This is a genomic window from Desulfosalsimonas sp. (assembly GCF_055149105.1).
Window position 1 is genome coordinate 13474 of the sequence record NZ_JBSRLA010000014.1, and the last position, 16679, is coordinate 30152.

At 51.4% G+C, this 16679-nt stretch carries 17 protein-coding genes; 3 read left to right on the top strand and 14 right to left on the bottom strand.

Annotated elements, in window-relative coordinates; all coding sequences use genetic code 11:
* Positions 1-260 precede the first annotated feature (260 nt).
* The 8 genes from ACTCIA_RS05130 to ACTCIA_RS05165 form a co-directional block, all read right to left on the bottom strand.
* Positions 261-1319, bottom strand: a complete 1059-nt coding sequence (locus ACTCIA_RS05130) for a TRAP transporter substrate-binding protein (RefSeq protein ID WP_463000725.1) — start codon at positions 1317-1319, stop codon at positions 261-263.
* 93 nt (positions 1320-1412) lie between these two features.
* The gene (locus ACTCIA_RS05135) at positions 1413-3077 is read right to left on the bottom strand and encodes an AMP-binding protein (RefSeq protein WP_463000726.1); all 1665 of its coding nucleotides are present in this window, start codon (positions 3075-3077) and stop codon (positions 1413-1415) included.
* A 19-nt stretch (positions 3078-3096) separates the two neighbouring features.
* Positions 3097-3840 (bottom strand): SDR family NAD(P)-dependent oxidoreductase, encoded by a 744-nt coding sequence (locus ACTCIA_RS05140; RefSeq protein WP_463000727.1) that lies wholly within the window; start codon positions 3838-3840, stop codon positions 3097-3099.
* Positions 3841-3945: 105 nt separating this feature from the next.
* Complete coding sequence (locus ACTCIA_RS05145) at positions 3946-4470, bottom strand: universal stress protein (RefSeq protein WP_463000728.1); 525 nt, start codon at positions 4468-4470, stop codon at positions 3946-3948.
* 42 nt (positions 4471-4512) lie between these two features.
* Positions 4513-5814, bottom strand: coding sequence for a TRAP transporter large permease (locus tag ACTCIA_RS05150; protein WP_463000729.1), 1302 nt, complete (start codon positions 5812-5814; stop codon positions 4513-4515).
* Positions 5804-6310, bottom strand: a complete 507-nt coding sequence (locus ACTCIA_RS05155; protein ID WP_463000730.1) for a TRAP transporter small permease subunit — start codon at positions 6308-6310, stop codon at positions 5804-5806. The genes ACTCIA_RS05150 and ACTCIA_RS05155 overlap by 11 nt, the downstream gene beginning before the upstream one ends.
* A 47-nt stretch (positions 6311-6357) precedes the next feature.
* Positions 6358-7866, bottom strand: a complete 1509-nt coding sequence (locus ACTCIA_RS05160; RefSeq protein ID WP_463000731.1) for a 4-hydroxyphenylacetate 3-hydroxylase N-terminal domain-containing protein — start codon at positions 7864-7866, stop codon at positions 6358-6360.
* Positions 7867-7890: 24 nt separating this feature from the next.
* Positions 7891-9264, bottom strand: coding sequence for an SDR family oxidoreductase (locus ACTCIA_RS05165; RefSeq protein WP_463000732.1), 1374 nt, complete (start codon positions 9262-9264; stop codon positions 7891-7893).
* Positions 9265-9488: 224 nt separating this feature from the next.
* Between ACTCIA_RS05165 and ACTCIA_RS05170 the strand changes: the two genes are divergently transcribed.
* From ACTCIA_RS05170 to ACTCIA_RS05180, 3 genes are read left to right on the top strand one after another with little or no spacing between them, the layout of a single operon-like run.
* On the top strand, positions 9489-10835 hold the full coding sequence (locus ACTCIA_RS05170) for a M20/M25/M40 family metallo-hydrolase (RefSeq protein ID WP_463000733.1): 1347 nt from the start codon (positions 9489-9491) through the stop codon (positions 10833-10835).
* A gap of 18 nt (positions 10836-10853) precedes the next feature.
* Positions 10854-12746 (top strand): ribosomal protection-like ABC-F family protein, encoded by a 1893-nt coding sequence (gene abc-f, locus ACTCIA_RS05175; RefSeq protein WP_463000734.1) that lies wholly within the window; start codon positions 10854-10856, stop codon positions 12744-12746.
* A 26-nt stretch (positions 12747-12772) separates the two neighbouring features.
* Complete coding sequence (locus ACTCIA_RS05180) at positions 12773-13312, top strand: acyl-CoA thioesterase (RefSeq protein ID WP_463000735.1); 540 nt, start codon at positions 12773-12775, stop codon at positions 13310-13312.
* Between the two features lie 37 nt (positions 13313-13349).
* Here ACTCIA_RS05180 and ACTCIA_RS05185 read toward each other — a convergent pair whose 3' ends face one another.
* The 6 genes from ACTCIA_RS05185 to ACTCIA_RS05210 form a co-directional block, all read right to left on the bottom strand.
* A complete protein-coding gene (locus ACTCIA_RS05185) occupies positions 13350-13433 on the bottom strand; it encodes a DUF4197 family protein (RefSeq protein WP_463000774.1) in 84 nt (27 codons plus the stop codon).
* Between the two features lie 665 nt (positions 13434-14098).
* Positions 14099-14347, bottom strand: a complete 249-nt coding sequence (locus ACTCIA_RS05190; protein ID WP_463000736.1) for a hypothetical protein — start codon at positions 14345-14347, stop codon at positions 14099-14101.
* 158 nt (positions 14348-14505) lie between these two features.
* Entirely contained in the window at positions 14506-14721 is a 216-nt protein-coding gene (locus ACTCIA_RS05195) for a hypothetical protein (protein WP_463000737.1), read from the bottom strand.
* A gap of 200 nt (positions 14722-14921) precedes the next feature.
* On the bottom strand, positions 14922-15665 hold the full coding sequence (locus ACTCIA_RS05200) for a hypothetical protein (RefSeq protein ID WP_463000738.1): 744 nt from the start codon (positions 15663-15665) through the stop codon (positions 14922-14924).
* A 5-nt stretch (positions 15666-15670) separates the two neighbouring features.
* Positions 15671-15901 (bottom strand): hypothetical protein, encoded by a 231-nt coding sequence (locus ACTCIA_RS05205; protein ID WP_463000739.1) that lies wholly within the window; start codon positions 15899-15901, stop codon positions 15671-15673.
* A gap of 467 nt (positions 15902-16368) precedes the next feature.
* A complete protein-coding gene (locus tag ACTCIA_RS05210; protein WP_463000740.1) occupies positions 16369-16581 on the bottom strand; it encodes a hypothetical protein in 213 nt (70 codons plus the stop codon).
* Positions 16582-16679 lie beyond the last annotated feature (98 nt).

The window sequence follows — 16679 nt, forward strand, 5'->3', positions numbered from 1 at the left end:
TCAGCGCACAATTACCACGGAAATTTCAAAGTCAATCCGGTTCAAATGTTTTTTTCCGTTATAAAAAATTGTGTTTATATCACCACAAATACCGTTAAACGAACATCCGACCGATCCTGGATATTCGGAAATGCTGCCCGGAGATTCATTCAGCCCCCGGGCAGCATAAAACCATTGATTCGGTATTATCGAACTCATTCTGTTTTCCGGACATAAAAGCTTCATCGCTGAATCTTAAACCTCGCCCGGAAAATTCTCAACTAAATCCTGCCAGCCATTTTCAGCAGATCCTTGAGCATGTCCCCGGCCTTTTTACTGTACTTGGGATCCCGTTTGGAATATTCGTCCACAACTTCAATGGAATATTTTCTCATCTGGGCAACCGAGTCTTCGTCCATATATGTCAATTCGCCCATTTTCTTCTTCTGGAACTCATGGATATAGACGACATCGTTATAGCCGGACCACCTCAGAAAATCCAGTCCAGCGGTTCTGGCACACTGCTCCACGATCACCTTCATGTCATCAGGCAGCTCGTTCCATTTTTTCTGGCTGACCATGACCTCGCCATTGTTGATTTCCGCCAGATATGGCATGACAATATAATCAGTGACCTCCTGGAACTTCATGTCCCAGGCAGTGGAAACCGTACCCCAATGGGCACCGTCACAAACACCGGTCTGCAGGGCTTGGTACAGTTCTTCTCCCGGGAAAAAGACCGGTGTGGCGCCGGCTTTTTCAAAGACCTGAGCGGCAATGCCCGTACTGCGAACCTTAAAGCCTTTGAAATCATCAATTTTTCGAATCGGCTTCTTGGAATACAGTGCAATGCCGGTGCAGGGCACAGGGGCAACGAAATGAACCCCCATTTCCGCATAGGCCTCGCGGAAAACCTCTATGGCCCCCATATCATAAAAATAACCATACATTTCAGCGGCCGATTCCCAGGAATACAGCTGGCCATTGATATGGCCGGCCACAGGAACCTGTCCGATCCAGTAGGCCGGCCAGATCATGGCACAATCCAGCATACCGCGCCCCACGGCCTGAAAGACATCCTTGCTCGGGACAACGGCTCCCGACGGCAGAGGCGTAATGTCAAGATCGCCATCAGTGGCCGCCTTGACATTCTCGCAGAACCGGACATAGACATCCTGGTAATAGCCAACGCCTGTGGGCCAATGCGTCTGCATCCGCCACTTGATCTTTTTGCGGGAGGACTTGGCTTTGGCAACTCCGGGAAAAGTCAGCGCCGCACCTGCGGCCGCGCCTGCGAGTCCCCCTTTAAGCATTTTTCTTCTGGAAATTTTTTCTGACATGTCTTCCCCTCCTTTGTTGTGTTGGTTTTACCCGGCTCTAAGCAATTTGCACACCCGTTGCCGGAATGTATGAAAACACGACATGTTTGCTGTCTACTTGTTTTTCAATTCCCTTCGCAGCATTTTTCCCGTAGCGGTTTTCGGCACTTCCTCGAGAATCTCAATAATTCTTGGATACTTGTATGCCGCCATCCGTTCCTTGCAAAAAGCAATCAGCTCTTCAGAGGTCACGCTGTCCCGGTAATCTTCAACCAGAGATACAAAGGCCTTGACCGTTTCCCCCCGATAACTGTCAATCACTCCCACAACCGCAGCTTCCTTTACACCCGGATGGAGATAAAGCACGTCTTCCACATCCCGGGGCCACACCTTGAAGCCGGATACATTGATCAGATCCTTTTTGCGGTCCACAATGTAGCACCACCCCTGCTCATCGATTTTGGCCACATCTCCGGTGTGAAAGCAGCCATTGACAATTGCCGCATCTGTTTCTTCGGGCTTTTCCCAGTAGCCGGAGATCATACCCGGCCCCCGCAGCACCAGTTCACCGTCTTCTCCAACGGGCATTTCTTTTTCCGAATCCTCAACATCGACAATCCAGGCCTCTGTACCCGGTATGATCAGACCTACGGACAAGGCTCCTGAAGCCTCGTCAACAGGGGCCTGCATGCCCAGCGGTGTTATGGATGCAGGAGATGTGCTTTCGGTCAGCCCGTAGACATTAAACAGTTCAAGTCCGATGGTTTCCCTGAATTTTTTTACGGTGCCGGGTGAAACAGGCGCCCCGCCGCTGTAGGCTTTTGTAAACCCTGAAACATCAAAGGATTTGACATCCGGGCAGTTGAGCAGGGCGATAAAAACGGTAATCGGCGCAACGGTAAAACTGACCCGGTGTTTTTCAATGAGTTTGAGACAATCAACGGCGTCAAACCGGTTATGAAGCACAACCGGAATGCCCAGGTGGAAAGCCACGGCCTGATAAGCCACGATGCCGGTAATATGAAACAAAGGGGCAATCCCCCAGACTACATCCGCTTGGTCCAGCCGGGCCCCGGCCTCATAGACATGGCAGTTATGATCAATATTGCTGTGGCGGATCATGGCGCCTTTCGGCGGCCCGGTGGTTCCGGATGTATAGACCAGATAAGCCAGGTCCTCGGGCAATGGGACATCTTTTTCAACCTTTACCCCATTATAATTTTTAATTAATTCCAAAAAATTATCTGTATTTTTAAAAGCCTGCGGGACGACATCCTTTAACTGATCCGGACATGGCTGGCTGTCATCCAGAAAATCAACCGCTGAAGTGGTCACCACCCGGCAATCGCCGGCTATGGGAGCAATGTTTTTCTCATACAAGGTGTCTTCGCAGATGATGATCTTGGCCCCGCTGTCGGAAACCAGATGCTCCAGCTCCCTGGAGGTATACATCGGATTGACAGGTGCCACAATGCCGCCGCGCATCCACACCGCCACAGAGGCGATGATCACCTGCGGCACATTTTGAAGAACAAAAAGAACGCGATCACCACGGCCTACCCCCATATCGGCCAGACCGGCTGCCAGGGCTTCGGCCAAAGCAGCTGTTTCGGAAAAACCAAAGGGTTTTTCAAAAAAATACATGCAAGTCTGCCGGGGATAATTGTCAACATTGCGATTGAACTTATCGAGCACGGTTTCAGATGGTCCGGAAAAATTTTCCGGCATCCATTCCGGATAAGTGCTTAGCCATGGTTGATCTTTATATGAAACTGGCATTTTCTCCTCCTTGATTCAATTACCAGGCGGTCCATCCGCCGTCTATAACCAGGCTCTGGCCGGTTATAAAATCCGAACCGGCACTGGCCAGAAAAATCACAACCCCCTCTATCTCTTCAATTTGACCCCATCGGCCCATTGGCGTGCGTTCATTGATAAAATTAAAACGCTCCGCGTCCTGACGAATCTGGCTGACCATTTCGGTTTCAAAATATGTGGGTGCAATGGCGTTGACCCGCACCCCCTGCTTTGCCCATTCCAGCGCCATTACCTTGGTCATCTGCTCCACACCACCTTTTGAGGAGGCATAGGCCAGCTGGTTGGGAAGGCCCACATGGCCAAGAATGGAACTCATATTAATGACTTTTCCGTAATTGCGTTGAATCATCTGGGGGACCACCTGCTGTGCCACAAGGTAGTAGGCTTTCAAGTTGGTCTGAAGAATTTTGTCCCATTGCTCTTCCGGATATTCGAGCACAGGAACCCTGTGATTTGTGCCGGCGTTGTTTAAAAGAATATCAATACGGCCAAAATGAGAAACAATCTGCTCCACACCCTGCTGCACACTCTGCTTTTGGGTCACGTCAAACAGAAAACCTGCGGCTTTGCTGCCAAGCTCCCGGATTTCTTCAACGACCCTGTCCACATCAGCTTGGTTGCGGCCGCATACAGCGACATCCGAGCCTGCCTTTGCAAGCGCCAGAGCTGCAGACCGCCCCAGGCCCTTTGAACTTCCAGTCACCATGGAAACTTTGTTTGCCAATGAAAATATTTCCATACCCATGAGTCTTACCCTCCTTACCCGTAAACAATTCAAACAAAATGACAACTAACCAAAAATGATTGTTTTTTACCCTTTCTACTTGTATCAGCGGTGTTTTTTCGGCAGCGGCGGGGCCACCACCACCAGCCGGCTGGAACGCTTTAAAACCCCGTTGACAACACTCCCAAGCCTTCCCTGGGAAAGCAGCCCATGCCGGGTCGAACCCATGGCAATGGTGTCGCAATCATAGTCCTCGGCTGTCAGCAGAATCTGATCCACCACATTTCCTTCCGTTACAACCACCTCATTGGCGGTAAATCTCCGGGCACCGTTTTCAGTGCTGTTTTGTACATTTTCGCAGAACCGGCTGAGTTCTGACTGAATCATGGAAATATCCTGCCGCTTCTCCGAAAGGGAAGTTTTGGCACTGTCACGGGCCCGGCTCCGGATTCGCTCCAGGGTTTCCTGGTCCAGAAAGCCTTTTGCACTGTGGGGCACATCTTCCATGACATAGAGGAACACCACCTCGGCGCAATAGTGACTGGCAAGGCTAACAGCATATGAAAAAGCAAATTTGGATGTCTCAGTGAGATCCGAAGTAAACAAAATTCTCTTGATTTCCGGAAACATATCTATTTCTCCATCGGTTGCAGGTTAATCATATAATAAAAATCATATTCTGTTGGGCAGCCAAAGGATGACCTCCGGAAAAAGCATGAACAAGGCCAGGGCAACAACCATAATGGCAATAAACGGCATCACGCTCATATAAATCATCCGCATATCCGAATCCGGGCTCAGTGATTTGAGATAAAACAGGTTGTAGCCAAAGGGCGGGGTGATATATCCGATGCAAAGGGCAATATTAAAAACCACGCCATACCACACCGGATCAAATCCCAGGGTGGATACAACCGGATAAAAAAGCGGCATGCACAAAAGAATAATACCCATGGGATCCAGGAACATGCCGAGGATGAGGATGAAAACCTGCAGAATAAAGATCAAAACCCAGGGACTGACATCAATTCCGGTCAGCGTGCTCTGCACAAACCATATCCCTCCGCTGCCGCTGTAAATGGCCACGAATCCGGCTGCGCCAAACATGATCCACAACACCATTCCGGTGATGCTGGCGGTCTGGTATGCCGACTCTTTTAAAAATTTCCAGCTTAGTTCCCCCCGGATGGCGACGCACAGAATCACAGCAAGCGCTCCAACAGAGGCGGCTTCCGTGGGTGTTGCGATACCGAAAAACAGTGACCCCAGAATCGATATAATAATCAGCGTGGGAAGCGCCACGGATTTTATCGCGAGCAGTTTTTCCCGCATGGGCGGATTTTCATCCAATGACGGGCAAAGCTTCGGAAAAAACCACGCCATGATAAGAATATAGAAGATAAATGCCGCAAGAATTCCCAGACCGGCGACAAGGCCGCCGGCAAATAGTTTTCCGATGGACTGGCCGGTCATCATTCCGATGACAATCAGCGTAATGCTCGGCGGAATAAGAATTCCCAGAGTTCCGGCCGAGCAGATGGATCCAAATATAATTTTTTCCTCGTATTTTTTTTGCCGCATGGGCGGAATTGCCACCAGGCCTGTGGTTACTGTGGAAGCGGAACAATTTCCGGTCATGGCCGAAAGGGCGGCTGCAAACCCGCAGGTTCCAACCGCAAGCCCGCCTCTGAGCCGGCCGGACCAGAGATAAAAAGCATGAAACATATCTTCAGCAATATTTGATTTGGAAAGGGCCACTCCGATATAGACAAACATGGGAACAGCTGCCAGCAGCAGCATCCACATATAATTGAAAACACCCGTTACAATCGGCATAAACCCGTCGGCGCCATACATGATCAGGGTTGCTGCCACGCCGATGGCCCCGAGGGCGAAAGCCAGCGACACGCCCAGTATGATGCACAGCACCAGGGAGCCGAACATTCCGATGGTTAATATCAATTCAGGACTCATACTGCACCCCCTTGATCAGCGAAATAAAAGACATTGCAAGCTTGGACAGCCCTTGGAGACAAATTAGCGAAACGCCCACCACAAGCAGGAATTTTACCGGGTACACCGGATGGCGCAGCGCGCTTTGGTCCGTTTCCTTAATGGCCCACGAGTAGAGAAAAAAATCGATACCTTCCCAGACCAGAACCGTTGACCACAACATCAAAAGAGAGTAATTCAGGATATCGAACAAGGCACGGACACGGACGGAAAATTGCTGATAAATGATATCCACCCGTACATGGGCGTCTTTCAGGAGTGTAAAGGCACCGATGAGTACAAAATAACTTCCGAAAATTCGCTGGGAATATCCATGCGCCCACACTGTCGGGGAGTCAAAAAAATACCGGGCAATAACTTCAAAAACGAGCATGATCATACCCACATAAATCAGAAAGGAGACCAATTTCCCCGACCAGTCGCTGATGCCGTCGATGATGTGAAATATTTTCTTCATTTCTGCCTGCCCCACCTTTTTGGTTCGGTGTCGTGAGAAAAGAAGGCTCAATTGCCTTCTGTGTTGTCCATTTCCCGGTCATTGATAAAATCCGGTTCCAAATTCCGCATCCGGGAATCATCAAGGGTCGGATCAATACCGGCCAGATACCGGGCCACCCGCTTTTTATCCTCGAAATCATATCCGATGCCGAGAGCGATGGTTTCCATAATCGGCGAGCCGCCGCCGTGCACGCCGGCAATCTTGTACCAGGAGGCCATGGCCGAAGCACCGATATTTTCGACAAACTGCCATATCTTCAAAGATGTTTCGGCTGAAAGGGCGGGATTTCTCACAATGAACCGCTCCAGCACATCTTTGTTGTCGCCCTTTTCAAAATCACCATCAAATGGCATGGTTACAGCAATGCCACCGGCAATTTCTGTTAACAGATTGTATTCATGGTAAATGGTCTCGCCGGTGAGCCTGCGGCCCACATTGGCATAGATTTCATTGGGAAAAAAAACGCCGCTGTCGGTTTTCTTTCCGTATACAGCCGCGGCCACCCCTGCTGAATATGCAAGTTCCGCGGCTCCGGCAAATTCGGTGAGTTTTTCTCTGACATGGGAGGCTTTTTCAATATTGTTGGCCTCTGCCGCCAATGCCGAGGCTCCGCAAAGTATATCCGAAATAGCCGGTTTGCATCCACTGTAGCTGTGCCGATGGGAATCGGCAAAAAGAAGTGCCAAACGCCTGCCAAATTGCCACTCCCCGCACATGAAAACCCGATGCCAGGGCACAAACACTTGATCCAATATCACCACGCAATCCGAGACCCCGTATCTGCAGAAAGGCGGCGCTCCCGGCTTGTCCTTTTCCCTTAGCCAGACCGGCCGCGTGATCAGACTGAGGCCCTCTGCATCGGCCGGCACAGCAAAAGCCACCGCATAGTCGGAGTCCTCTTCGGTCAGCGCGCGTGTGGGCAGTACAATAATTTCATCTGCATAAGGCGCCTGGGTGATTGACATTTTAAAACCGGATACCACAATTCCGTCTTCACGTTTTTCAACCACATGAACATAGGAATCCGGATCCTGCTGCTGCCCCGGCCTTTTCATCCGGTCGCCCTTGCTGTCGGTCTGTGCGCAGCAACCCACCAGACCTTGATCATGGTATATTTTCAGATATTCGAGAAACCGCTGATGGTAGATGGTGCCGCCGGCCATGTCGATTTCCTTTGTTCCCACCGCCAGTGCGCTTAGTGCGTCATGGCCCATGCATCTTTGGATGCAGCCGCCGGCCCTCCTGGAGGCCAGACGGATCAATTTCTGTTTCTGCATCAGGTCGCGGGGTGTCTGGGGAAGATGAGCCCAACGGCTGATTTCTTCTCCCGTCACCGTGGACCGCGCAGTGGCCAACCCTTTCCATTCCGGGTCAGCGGCCAGATCAAAAGTGATATCCAAAACATTGATTCCCGGCCTGAGCCTGGGATCATCTCTGGACACTGCCTCGCCGCCGATATAAACATTGGACCGCATGGAAAACAGTGATTCGTGATAAGCACTTTTCGTTCGCATTTAAAACATCCTTGTTTTTAGAAATTATTGACCGCCGGTCACGTGCAGTACCTGACCGGTGAGGTATTTTGACCCATCCTGAAGAAGAAAAAGCACGGTTTCGGTCACATCAAAAACCTCTCCAAGCCTGCCTGACGGAATGGCCTGGAGAAGCCCGCGGCCCATGGTCTTTTCAATCTTAAACGGCCGAACTCCCCGGATATAACCCGGCACAATGCAGTTGACATTGACATTTGAAGCGGCAAGCTGTTTGGAAAGCGACTTTGTCAATGCAATGGAACCGGCTTTGGCAATATCGTAGCCAATGGCATCGGCATGAACATCCCAGGCCCAGGGGGCCAGGTAAATGATCCTGCCTGTGGCCCGGCTGCCCATCCGCTGTTTTAAATAATAGGCCAGATTATGGGCTTCGTGGAGATTGCGCTCCAGCGTTTTCCCGCAACTGGCCCTGGCTGTATCTTCTGCGGGTTCTTCAGTGGTCCCGATACCCAGATCATGCAGATAAAAATCAATCGGCCCGTATAAACCCTCCAGCTCGTTGATCTGCTCTGATGTTGGTGCTTCGCGCTGATCCAGGATCTGCAGTGGCTTGCAAAATGCTTCAGAGCCGCCTCCCACAGGAGGTTTCCAGATTCCAATGCTGCTGTCCACATGCACAATCACCTGAACCCCCCTGGCCGATAAGGCCTGGCATACCGCCTGGCCCACGACGGTGCCGCCATTGACCACCAGTGCCGTTTTGCCTGAAAACGTATTTGTTTCCGTGGTAACCGTTTCCCGGGAAGCATCGCTTATCAGCAGTCCGTTGGACACCATTTCCAGAATGGTTTTTTCAGCCTCAAGCTGACTGGCATGCCCCCGCAGATCCCATCGTTTGATCGTCCAGGCATCAATCATGGATTTGATCAGGTTTGAAACCAGGCGTACATTGCAAGGTTTTAATTGTCCCCTGGAAATGCATTCATCCAGCACCGTTTCAAACTTTTCAAGATGCGCCCTTTCTCCCTGAAGCAATTTGCGTAAAAACTCACCTTCCAGGATATGAATTTCCTGGTAAAGCAGCAAAACCGCATCCGCCCACTGGTCCATGAGATTGAACTCGCCCTTGACCATCCTCCGCAATTTTTCCAGCGGATCATGAACTTCTTCAATGCTACGGTTGAGTATTTCCATGGCTGAGCCGGCAAGAAAATCATGGATCAAAAAGAAGATATCCTCTTTGCTTCCCACATAATCATAAATATTGCCGTAGCTCAGGCCGGCTTCTTCGGCGAGATCCTTGAGCGTGGTTTTGTGGAAGCCCTTGCGGGAAAAAAGCTTTATGGCGGCAAAAACAATCTGCCGGCGCCGCTTGGCAACCAGATCCTTGTTTTTCACTGTGGTGGGTATGTGAACCAAAGCGTCTCCTTAAAACCCGATCGTCAAAAAAATTCTGATTGATTAATCAGAATCCTATTGGTCAATCACTAAAAAGTCAAGGAAAAATCTTTCTTTTTATGGTAAATGCAAAAAAAGCCTTGCCTCGTTTTCGTTCGCATCCATTGCGAACAAAGCACTCTGGCCGCTTTTACAGTGACTCAAAAAACAAGCGGTGCGTTTTCCATAAAAAATAGGAGGAGACTATGGATTTATTGGCAAAGACTGACTTTGATTCACTATTTGCGGAATGCAAGGACCATCTTGTCAACCTTATCCGCATAAACACGGTCAATCCTCCGGGGAACGAAAAAGCTGCCGCCGAATACATTGCAGATTCGCTTTTTGCCGAAGGCCTGGAGCCGGAGGTGCTTGAAAGCACCCCCGGGCGGGCCAATATGGTGGTAAAAATTAAGGGCAACGGCTCTGCAAAACCTTTGCTGATCTGCAGCCACCTTGATGTGGTGGGGGTTGAACCCCGGCACTGGAGACATGATCCATTTGGCGGCACAAGTGCAGAGGGGTGCATCTGGGGCAGGGGAGCCCTTGACATGAAAAACATGGTCGCAATGGAAATGTCGGCCATGCTGGCACTGGCCCGTTCGGGCCTCACCCCCGGGCGGGATCTGATTTTCTGCGCCGTGGCAGACGAGGAAGCCGGCTGCAAATACGGTTCCAAATGGATGCTCGACAACCACCCGGACCGAATATCTGCCGAGTATGCCATCGGGGAGATTGGGGGATTTTCAGTACCCATTGGAAAAAAAACTATCTACCCCATACAGATTGCGGAAAAAGGCACCTGCTGGATCCGGGTCACTGCATACGGGGATCCCGGACACGGGTCCATGCCGCACCAAAACAATGCAGTGGCAAAAATCGGAAAGGCCGCGGCTCGCATAACCGGCGCAAGCCTCCCTCAGCACAACACCCCTGCCATGAAAACAAATATCGAGCAAATCTCTGCAGCTCTGGGCCGGCCGTATTCCATTATACTGCCCGGGCTTTTGAACAAATGGCTTTCCGGTTTTATATTGAACAAATTATTCTCAGACAAGGCTCTGGCCAAAACCTACAGGGCCAATTTGCATAATACCGCAAACCCCACATGCCTGCGGGCAGGGGAAAAAATAAACGTCATCCCGTCTTCGGCTTCCATGGAAATCGACGGACGGATTTTGCCCGGTCAAACAAATGAAAGTTTCATCCGGGAAATCGAAAAAAGACTCGGTCCGGGCTACCACTATGAAATCCTTAAAAGCGAGCCGCCGGTTGAAGGGTCGGCTGATGACCCGGTTTTTGAAATCATACGGAAGGTCATAGCCGATCACGATCATAACGGTGTTGCCGTTGCCAGTCAGGTACCTGCATTTACAGATGCCAAGTTTTTTACTAAAACAGGCGCCAAGTATCTGGGTTTTTCCCCGGTTCAGCTCACAAAAGAAACAAAATTCGTTGATTTGCTCCATGGACATAACGAGCGGATTCCCATAGAAGGTCTGCGCTGGGGTCTCAAGATTTTTCTTGATTTCATCGGCCGGGCAATTCAATAAAAAAGGAACTCCATTTATATGGCATTGATCAGCATACAGGAGGTCAGCTGGGGGGTTGGCCGGCCATACCTGCTCGACAGTGTAAGCGGCAATATTGAAAAAGGAGAGCGGGTCGGGCTTTTGGGCCGCAACGGGGCGGGAAAATCCACTCTGCTGCGGTTGATCAACGGCCAAATCCTGCCTGACGCCGGAAAAATTGCCCGTCAGCAGGGAATCCGGATGGCCGCCCTGGAACAGGAGGTGCCTTGGGGCTTTGATGGTACCATTTTTGAGGTTGTTGCCCGGGGGCAGGGAAAAACCGGTGAAGCACTGGCCGAATTTCACCGGACAGGCCGGGGCCTGCAGGCTGCCGGGGATCTCACACAGGCTCAAAAACGTGAAGAACTCCAGCACCTGCTGGATACCACAGAGGGCTGGTCCCTGCAGCAGCAGGTCCAGAGCATTTTATCGCGCACGGGGATAGACGGGGATACGGATTTCAATGAATTGTCCGCGGGCATGAAGCGGCGGGTTTTATTTGCCCGGGCCCTGGCCCGGGACCCGGATCTGCTGTTGCTTGACGAACCCACCAATCACCTGGACATCGACAGTATCGTGTGGATGGAAGAGTTTCTGCTCCGCCATGTCAAAACACTGCTTTTTGTCACCCATGACCGGGCTTTTCTGGAACGAATCGCAACCCGGATCATGGAGATTGACCGGGGCCGGCTGATCTCCCATGCCTGCGACTACCCGAAGTTTCTCCAGCGCCGCCAGGCCGAGCTTGATGCAGAAGAGCAGCAGGAACGCAATTTTGATAAAAAACTGTCCCGGGAGGAGGCCTGGATCCGGCAGGGGGTGAAAGCCAGACGCGCGCGCAACCAGGGCCGGGTGCGCGCCCTGCAGCAAATGCGTGAAAGGGTCCGCCGGCGCCGGGCCGGCACGGGTGAGGCGCGCATGGAACTTCAGGAAGCCCAAAGAACCGGAAAAATCGTCATCCAGGCCAGGGGCCTGACCCATAGCTACGGCAACACCCCGATTGTGGACAACTTTTCCACCATGATCGTGCGGGGGGACAAAATCGGCATTATCGGTCCCAACGGGGCGGGAAAAACCACCCTGATCCGGCTGCTTTTGGGCGAAATCAGCCCTGATTCCGGCAATGTGGGCCACGGCACCCGCCTGCAGCCCGCCTATTTTGACCAACTCCGGACCCGCCTGGATGAGCAGAAAACAGTCGTGGAAAATATTTCCGCAGACAATGATTTTATCGTGTTCAACGGACGCAGGCGGCACGTGATGGGCTACCTGCAGGACTTTCTTTTTTCTCCCGAACGCAGCCGAACCCCGGTCCACGTGCTTTCCGGCGGGGAGAGAAACCGCCTGATGCTGGCAAAGCTCTTTACCCGTCCCGCCAACCTGCTCGTGCTCGACGAACCCACCAATGACCTGGATGCCGAAACCCTGGAACTCCTTGAAGAACTTTTGGTTTCCTTTGAGGGCACCCTGCTGATGGTCAGTCATGACCGGCGATTTTTAAACAATGTGGTCACCAGCACCATGGTTTTTGAAGGCAGCGGAAAGGTGACCGAATATGCCGGGGGCTATGACGACTGGCTGGCCCAGCGGCCGGCGGCCGGGGAAAATGAGCACAAGGACCGATCCCAAAAGCCGAAGTCCCGGAAAACACCTGCTGCAGCCAGATCCAAAGGATTGAACTTTCATCAGAAGCGGGAATTAGACACCCTGCCCGAAACCATTGAAACATTGGAAGCCGAACAAGACAGCCTTCAGGCCGCCATGGCCGGGCCGGATTTCTACAAGCAGGACCGGCAAACCATTGTGGCCCATCAAAACCGACTCGAAACAGTGGAAGAACAAATCGCCGAAGCCTACCGCCGGTGGGAGCGATTAGAGGCATTTGTGAGATAAAAACAAAACCACAAAGGAAGTTTTCCATGTCCACTCATACGGAAGACAACTGCGGCATCAGCGGCCCGCAAAACGGGTGCCGGGCGACTCTGGCCCAGATTGAGGCCCTGCCCCGGCATCACGGGGAAATCATCCCGGAAACCTATCTCGATGCCATGGGGCACATGAATGTTCGCTGGTACATGGCCCTTTATGACCAGGCCACCTGGCATTTTTTCGAAACCATCGGCATGACCCCGGACTATTTCCAGACCTGTAACGCAGGGGCTTTTGCCTTGCGTCAGTTTATCCAGTATTTCAGCGAAATCCGCGCAGGCCAGACAATCGGCGTGCGCACCCGCGTTTTGGGCCGCACGGACAAGCGCTTTCATTTCATGCATTTCATGATCAACGAAACCACGGCGCAGGTAGCCTCAAGCTTTGAGTCCCTGGGCACCCATGCGGATCTCAAACTGCGCCGCTCCGCACCGTTTCCCGGCTTTATAACGGAAAAAATCGACGCCCTGATCGGCCGCGACAGCCGGCTGGATTGGGAAGCGCCTGTGTGCGGGGTTTTAAACCTTTGATCGGCCTGAAAGGTTTAACCTGGATGGAAATTTGTGCTTAACCGGATCCGAAAACCCGCTTTAACAAGTCAGTGGTCTGCTTGGCGGGATTTTGGCGAATGGCGGATTCTTCTTCTGCCAATTACCTTTGAAAAGCCCCGAAAAATGGGGCTTTTTCTTTTGGCAAAACCTCAGTGCTACCATCCGAAGTATCAATAAAAAAATGGTTGATAATAAAAGAGACCGGATTCCCATATCAGGAACCGGCCTCATCTGCTGTTCATATATCCTGCTGCTGTCACCTCTGGCCCACGGAGAGGGCGCACAAGAGGCGATCTCCCTTATAGGTAGCCTACCCCCCTATGGGATAAAAAAGTCGTGTCTGTGTGGCTGTGTGGCGTCCACCAAGGGCATACATGCCGGAATTGCGGAACCAACCTTCGGTGAAGTCAACACTTGTTGATTTTTTGTCAACACGGCCTGATTGGTTCTTTTTTGCCAGTGCCAAAACCTTTGTTGACAAGTTATCGTTGATGCTGGAGAAATAACTTACATACTGCTTCGTCCACCCCACCCGCTCCCCAATCTTAGCCTGCGTCAGCCCCTCCTCCCGCACTTACTGGTCGAAAAATCCCGGCTCTGTGCTGTAAAGCCTTTATTTCAGGCATACCATAGCATTGCCCACTATGAAATCGTCCAATATACGGCTAATCACGGCTTCATTTTTTCCCGGATCTGCACGAAAAAGCCGGCCCCCATCAGGAACCGGCTTTTGTTTTCGGCCCGGATCTCCCAGGCCGGTTGTGATCAATCCCATGCCATCAATTCGTCCAGGTTTTCCGGCACCCTGTCAGCCTCCAACCTTGCCCGGATCATGGCTGCAACATCAATGCCGGCCCGTTTCGCCTCGAAAAGCAGCTCCAAATCTTCCGGTGTCGGCTTTTCGATCCACTTCCCGCCGCACTCGCAGTGGTAGCCATGCATTGCCGGGTTAAAGCCTGCGTCCAATGCGGTGGTCGTGCGTCCGCATTTGCTGCAAATGATAACTGTATTCATGATTGACCCCTTTCAAATAAAAACGCCCTGGCAGTCCTACGGCTCGAAAACGGGCCGTCCGGTCCTTACGGATACCGGCTACCAGGGCGCGTGTTTTTTTAATCGCATAAAAATAGACCATTACGGTGGTCCTTCCGGTTTTCGATTTTAGGATAAATTTACCGTATCAGATCCGCCGGCCATGTCAAGAAAAACCGTTCAACTTTGTAAGTGTCTGACTTTTCAGGTGGGTTTGATTGTTGTTCCCCGCCTTGGGGAATTTCTTTTTTACCTCTCGCTATACGATGCTCAACCGCCTTAACGGTTTCCCCGGTTTGATCGGCAATTTTTTTCGCTGCATCATACGGGCTTTTCGCAATCCCCTTTTCCACCATGATGGCAGCCTGCTTGAAATACTCCGGCTCTGCGCTGTAAAGCCCCTATTTCAGGCATACCATAGCATAGCTAAAAGATAGATCGTCCAAATTTCGGCCTCTGACAGCTTCATTTTCCCCCGGATTCAATAAAAATGCCGCCCCCCGCACCGAAGCAGGGACCGGCAGAGCCCCGAAAGCTGGCAACTACTTCCGGGGATTTATTTATTCAGGCTGTTATTGAAAGCAAGCCGCGCTCGATCGTGCTCTGCCGCCTGCTTTTTAAACTCGTTTTGAACCCCGAGATCCCCTGCAGCCGTTGGCATGAGTTCCATCGTCCTTTCCAGGATATTTACGTTCAAGCTCTCCACCTTGTCGAGCTGCTCTTTCCTGGCGTGCAAGTCGCCGGCAAGCTTCTTTTCGGCGTAATTACGGAGTCCGGCAAGCTTGTCTTTTGGTATACCGCTGGTGATGCTGTTTCCCGTAAAGGCTGCGTGCAAGGTATCCGTATCTCCCTCATCGGCGGCCTGCTGAATCGCTTTATACCGTTCGCTTTCCGGCAGATTCCGAAGGACGGCCCGGATCTCTGCCGGGTCCACGCCGGCCCGAGGAACCATGATACGGTCCCGGATCTGTTTGTCGAGTTCTGCTTTGTGATCCCGGATTCGGGTCCGCATTGTGTCGTACCGTCTATGTACGTTTGCCTCAAGGGCCTTTGCCTGCTTTGCGATATTTTCAAGATGAGCTGCAGGAGTAACCTTGGGATCTCTTGTGGCCCGCAGTTTGTTGAAGTTTTCAAATGCTTCCGCGATAGCCCGCTGATTCTTTGCCATTTCCCATACGGTGGAGCCTGGTTGCGCTTTGTCCGCGCCAAGGCTTTTCTCCCAGCCATCGGCTGCTGTCAACGCTGCCGGCAATTGCATCTCAGGCAGTCCTTTTGCCACGTCCGGTCTTTTGCTTGTCATAATTGTCATTTTTTCACCTCATCTTTGTTTGTTGTTATTGAAATCAATAGCGGGCTTCCGGTGATTCGGATTGCCCGCCGTTTGAGTGCTTCATCCGTTTCGTTCGGCATCCGTAAAACAGCCACGGCGCCACCACGCCATCCGTCAAGCGTACCGCGCCTCTTTATGAAAAGCGGCTCTCGGAACATTGCATGTGGCATGGATTCAAGCCGTTCGATTCTGCTTAATAATTTCATTTTTCCACCTCATTCATCATTGGTTTCATGCCATTCGATAAAACCGGGTTTTTCGGAACTCCCGGCATGAACAGTCGCAAAGTGCCTGTCCGGCAAAGGATTAGAAGGGCTCAACCTGGCATCTTCAGCGACAAGATGAAGTTTCACCTCCGGCCATTGCGGTGGCCGGGATCTGTCCTCAAGTCGTATCAATCGGCTTTTCAAAGTCATTGTGGCATCTCCTTTATCAATAAAAATATAACCTGTGATCTGGTTAAATCCCCAGGCACAGGCTCCGGGTTTCCATTGCGCTGCCGTGCCTGCCGCAGCAGCTCAATGGCCTGCCGAGTTTTCCAATCCGGGCGCCGGGCGGCCTCAATTTTTTGGAGCCTGCTTTTTAGTGTCATTGCTCACCTCGCTGTTTCTTTGTTTTCGCCGACGACGACGTGCCTGTGCTTCGAGTATAACTTTTATGCGTTCGGTGAATGTCATTGATTTTCCCTCCGCTGATTTTCCTCAAGAGCCGAAATTCTGGCCTCCAAGTCACTATCGCGGATAACCTGTGACAAGATCGACCCGATGTAGGTCAGAGTTCGTGCCTTGCCCGCCTCGATTTCATCTTTATCAAGATCATTTGCTACCCGAGCCAAAAAACGCCGAATATCAGCCAATGATTTCAACCGGACACTATATTTTTTCATCTTTACCCCCACGGGTTTCATATAACTATTTGTAGTGCTTGCCATCATGGCCTTTAATGTTTATAAAAAGTCCATCTATTTTTCGGTTTATGGTATCG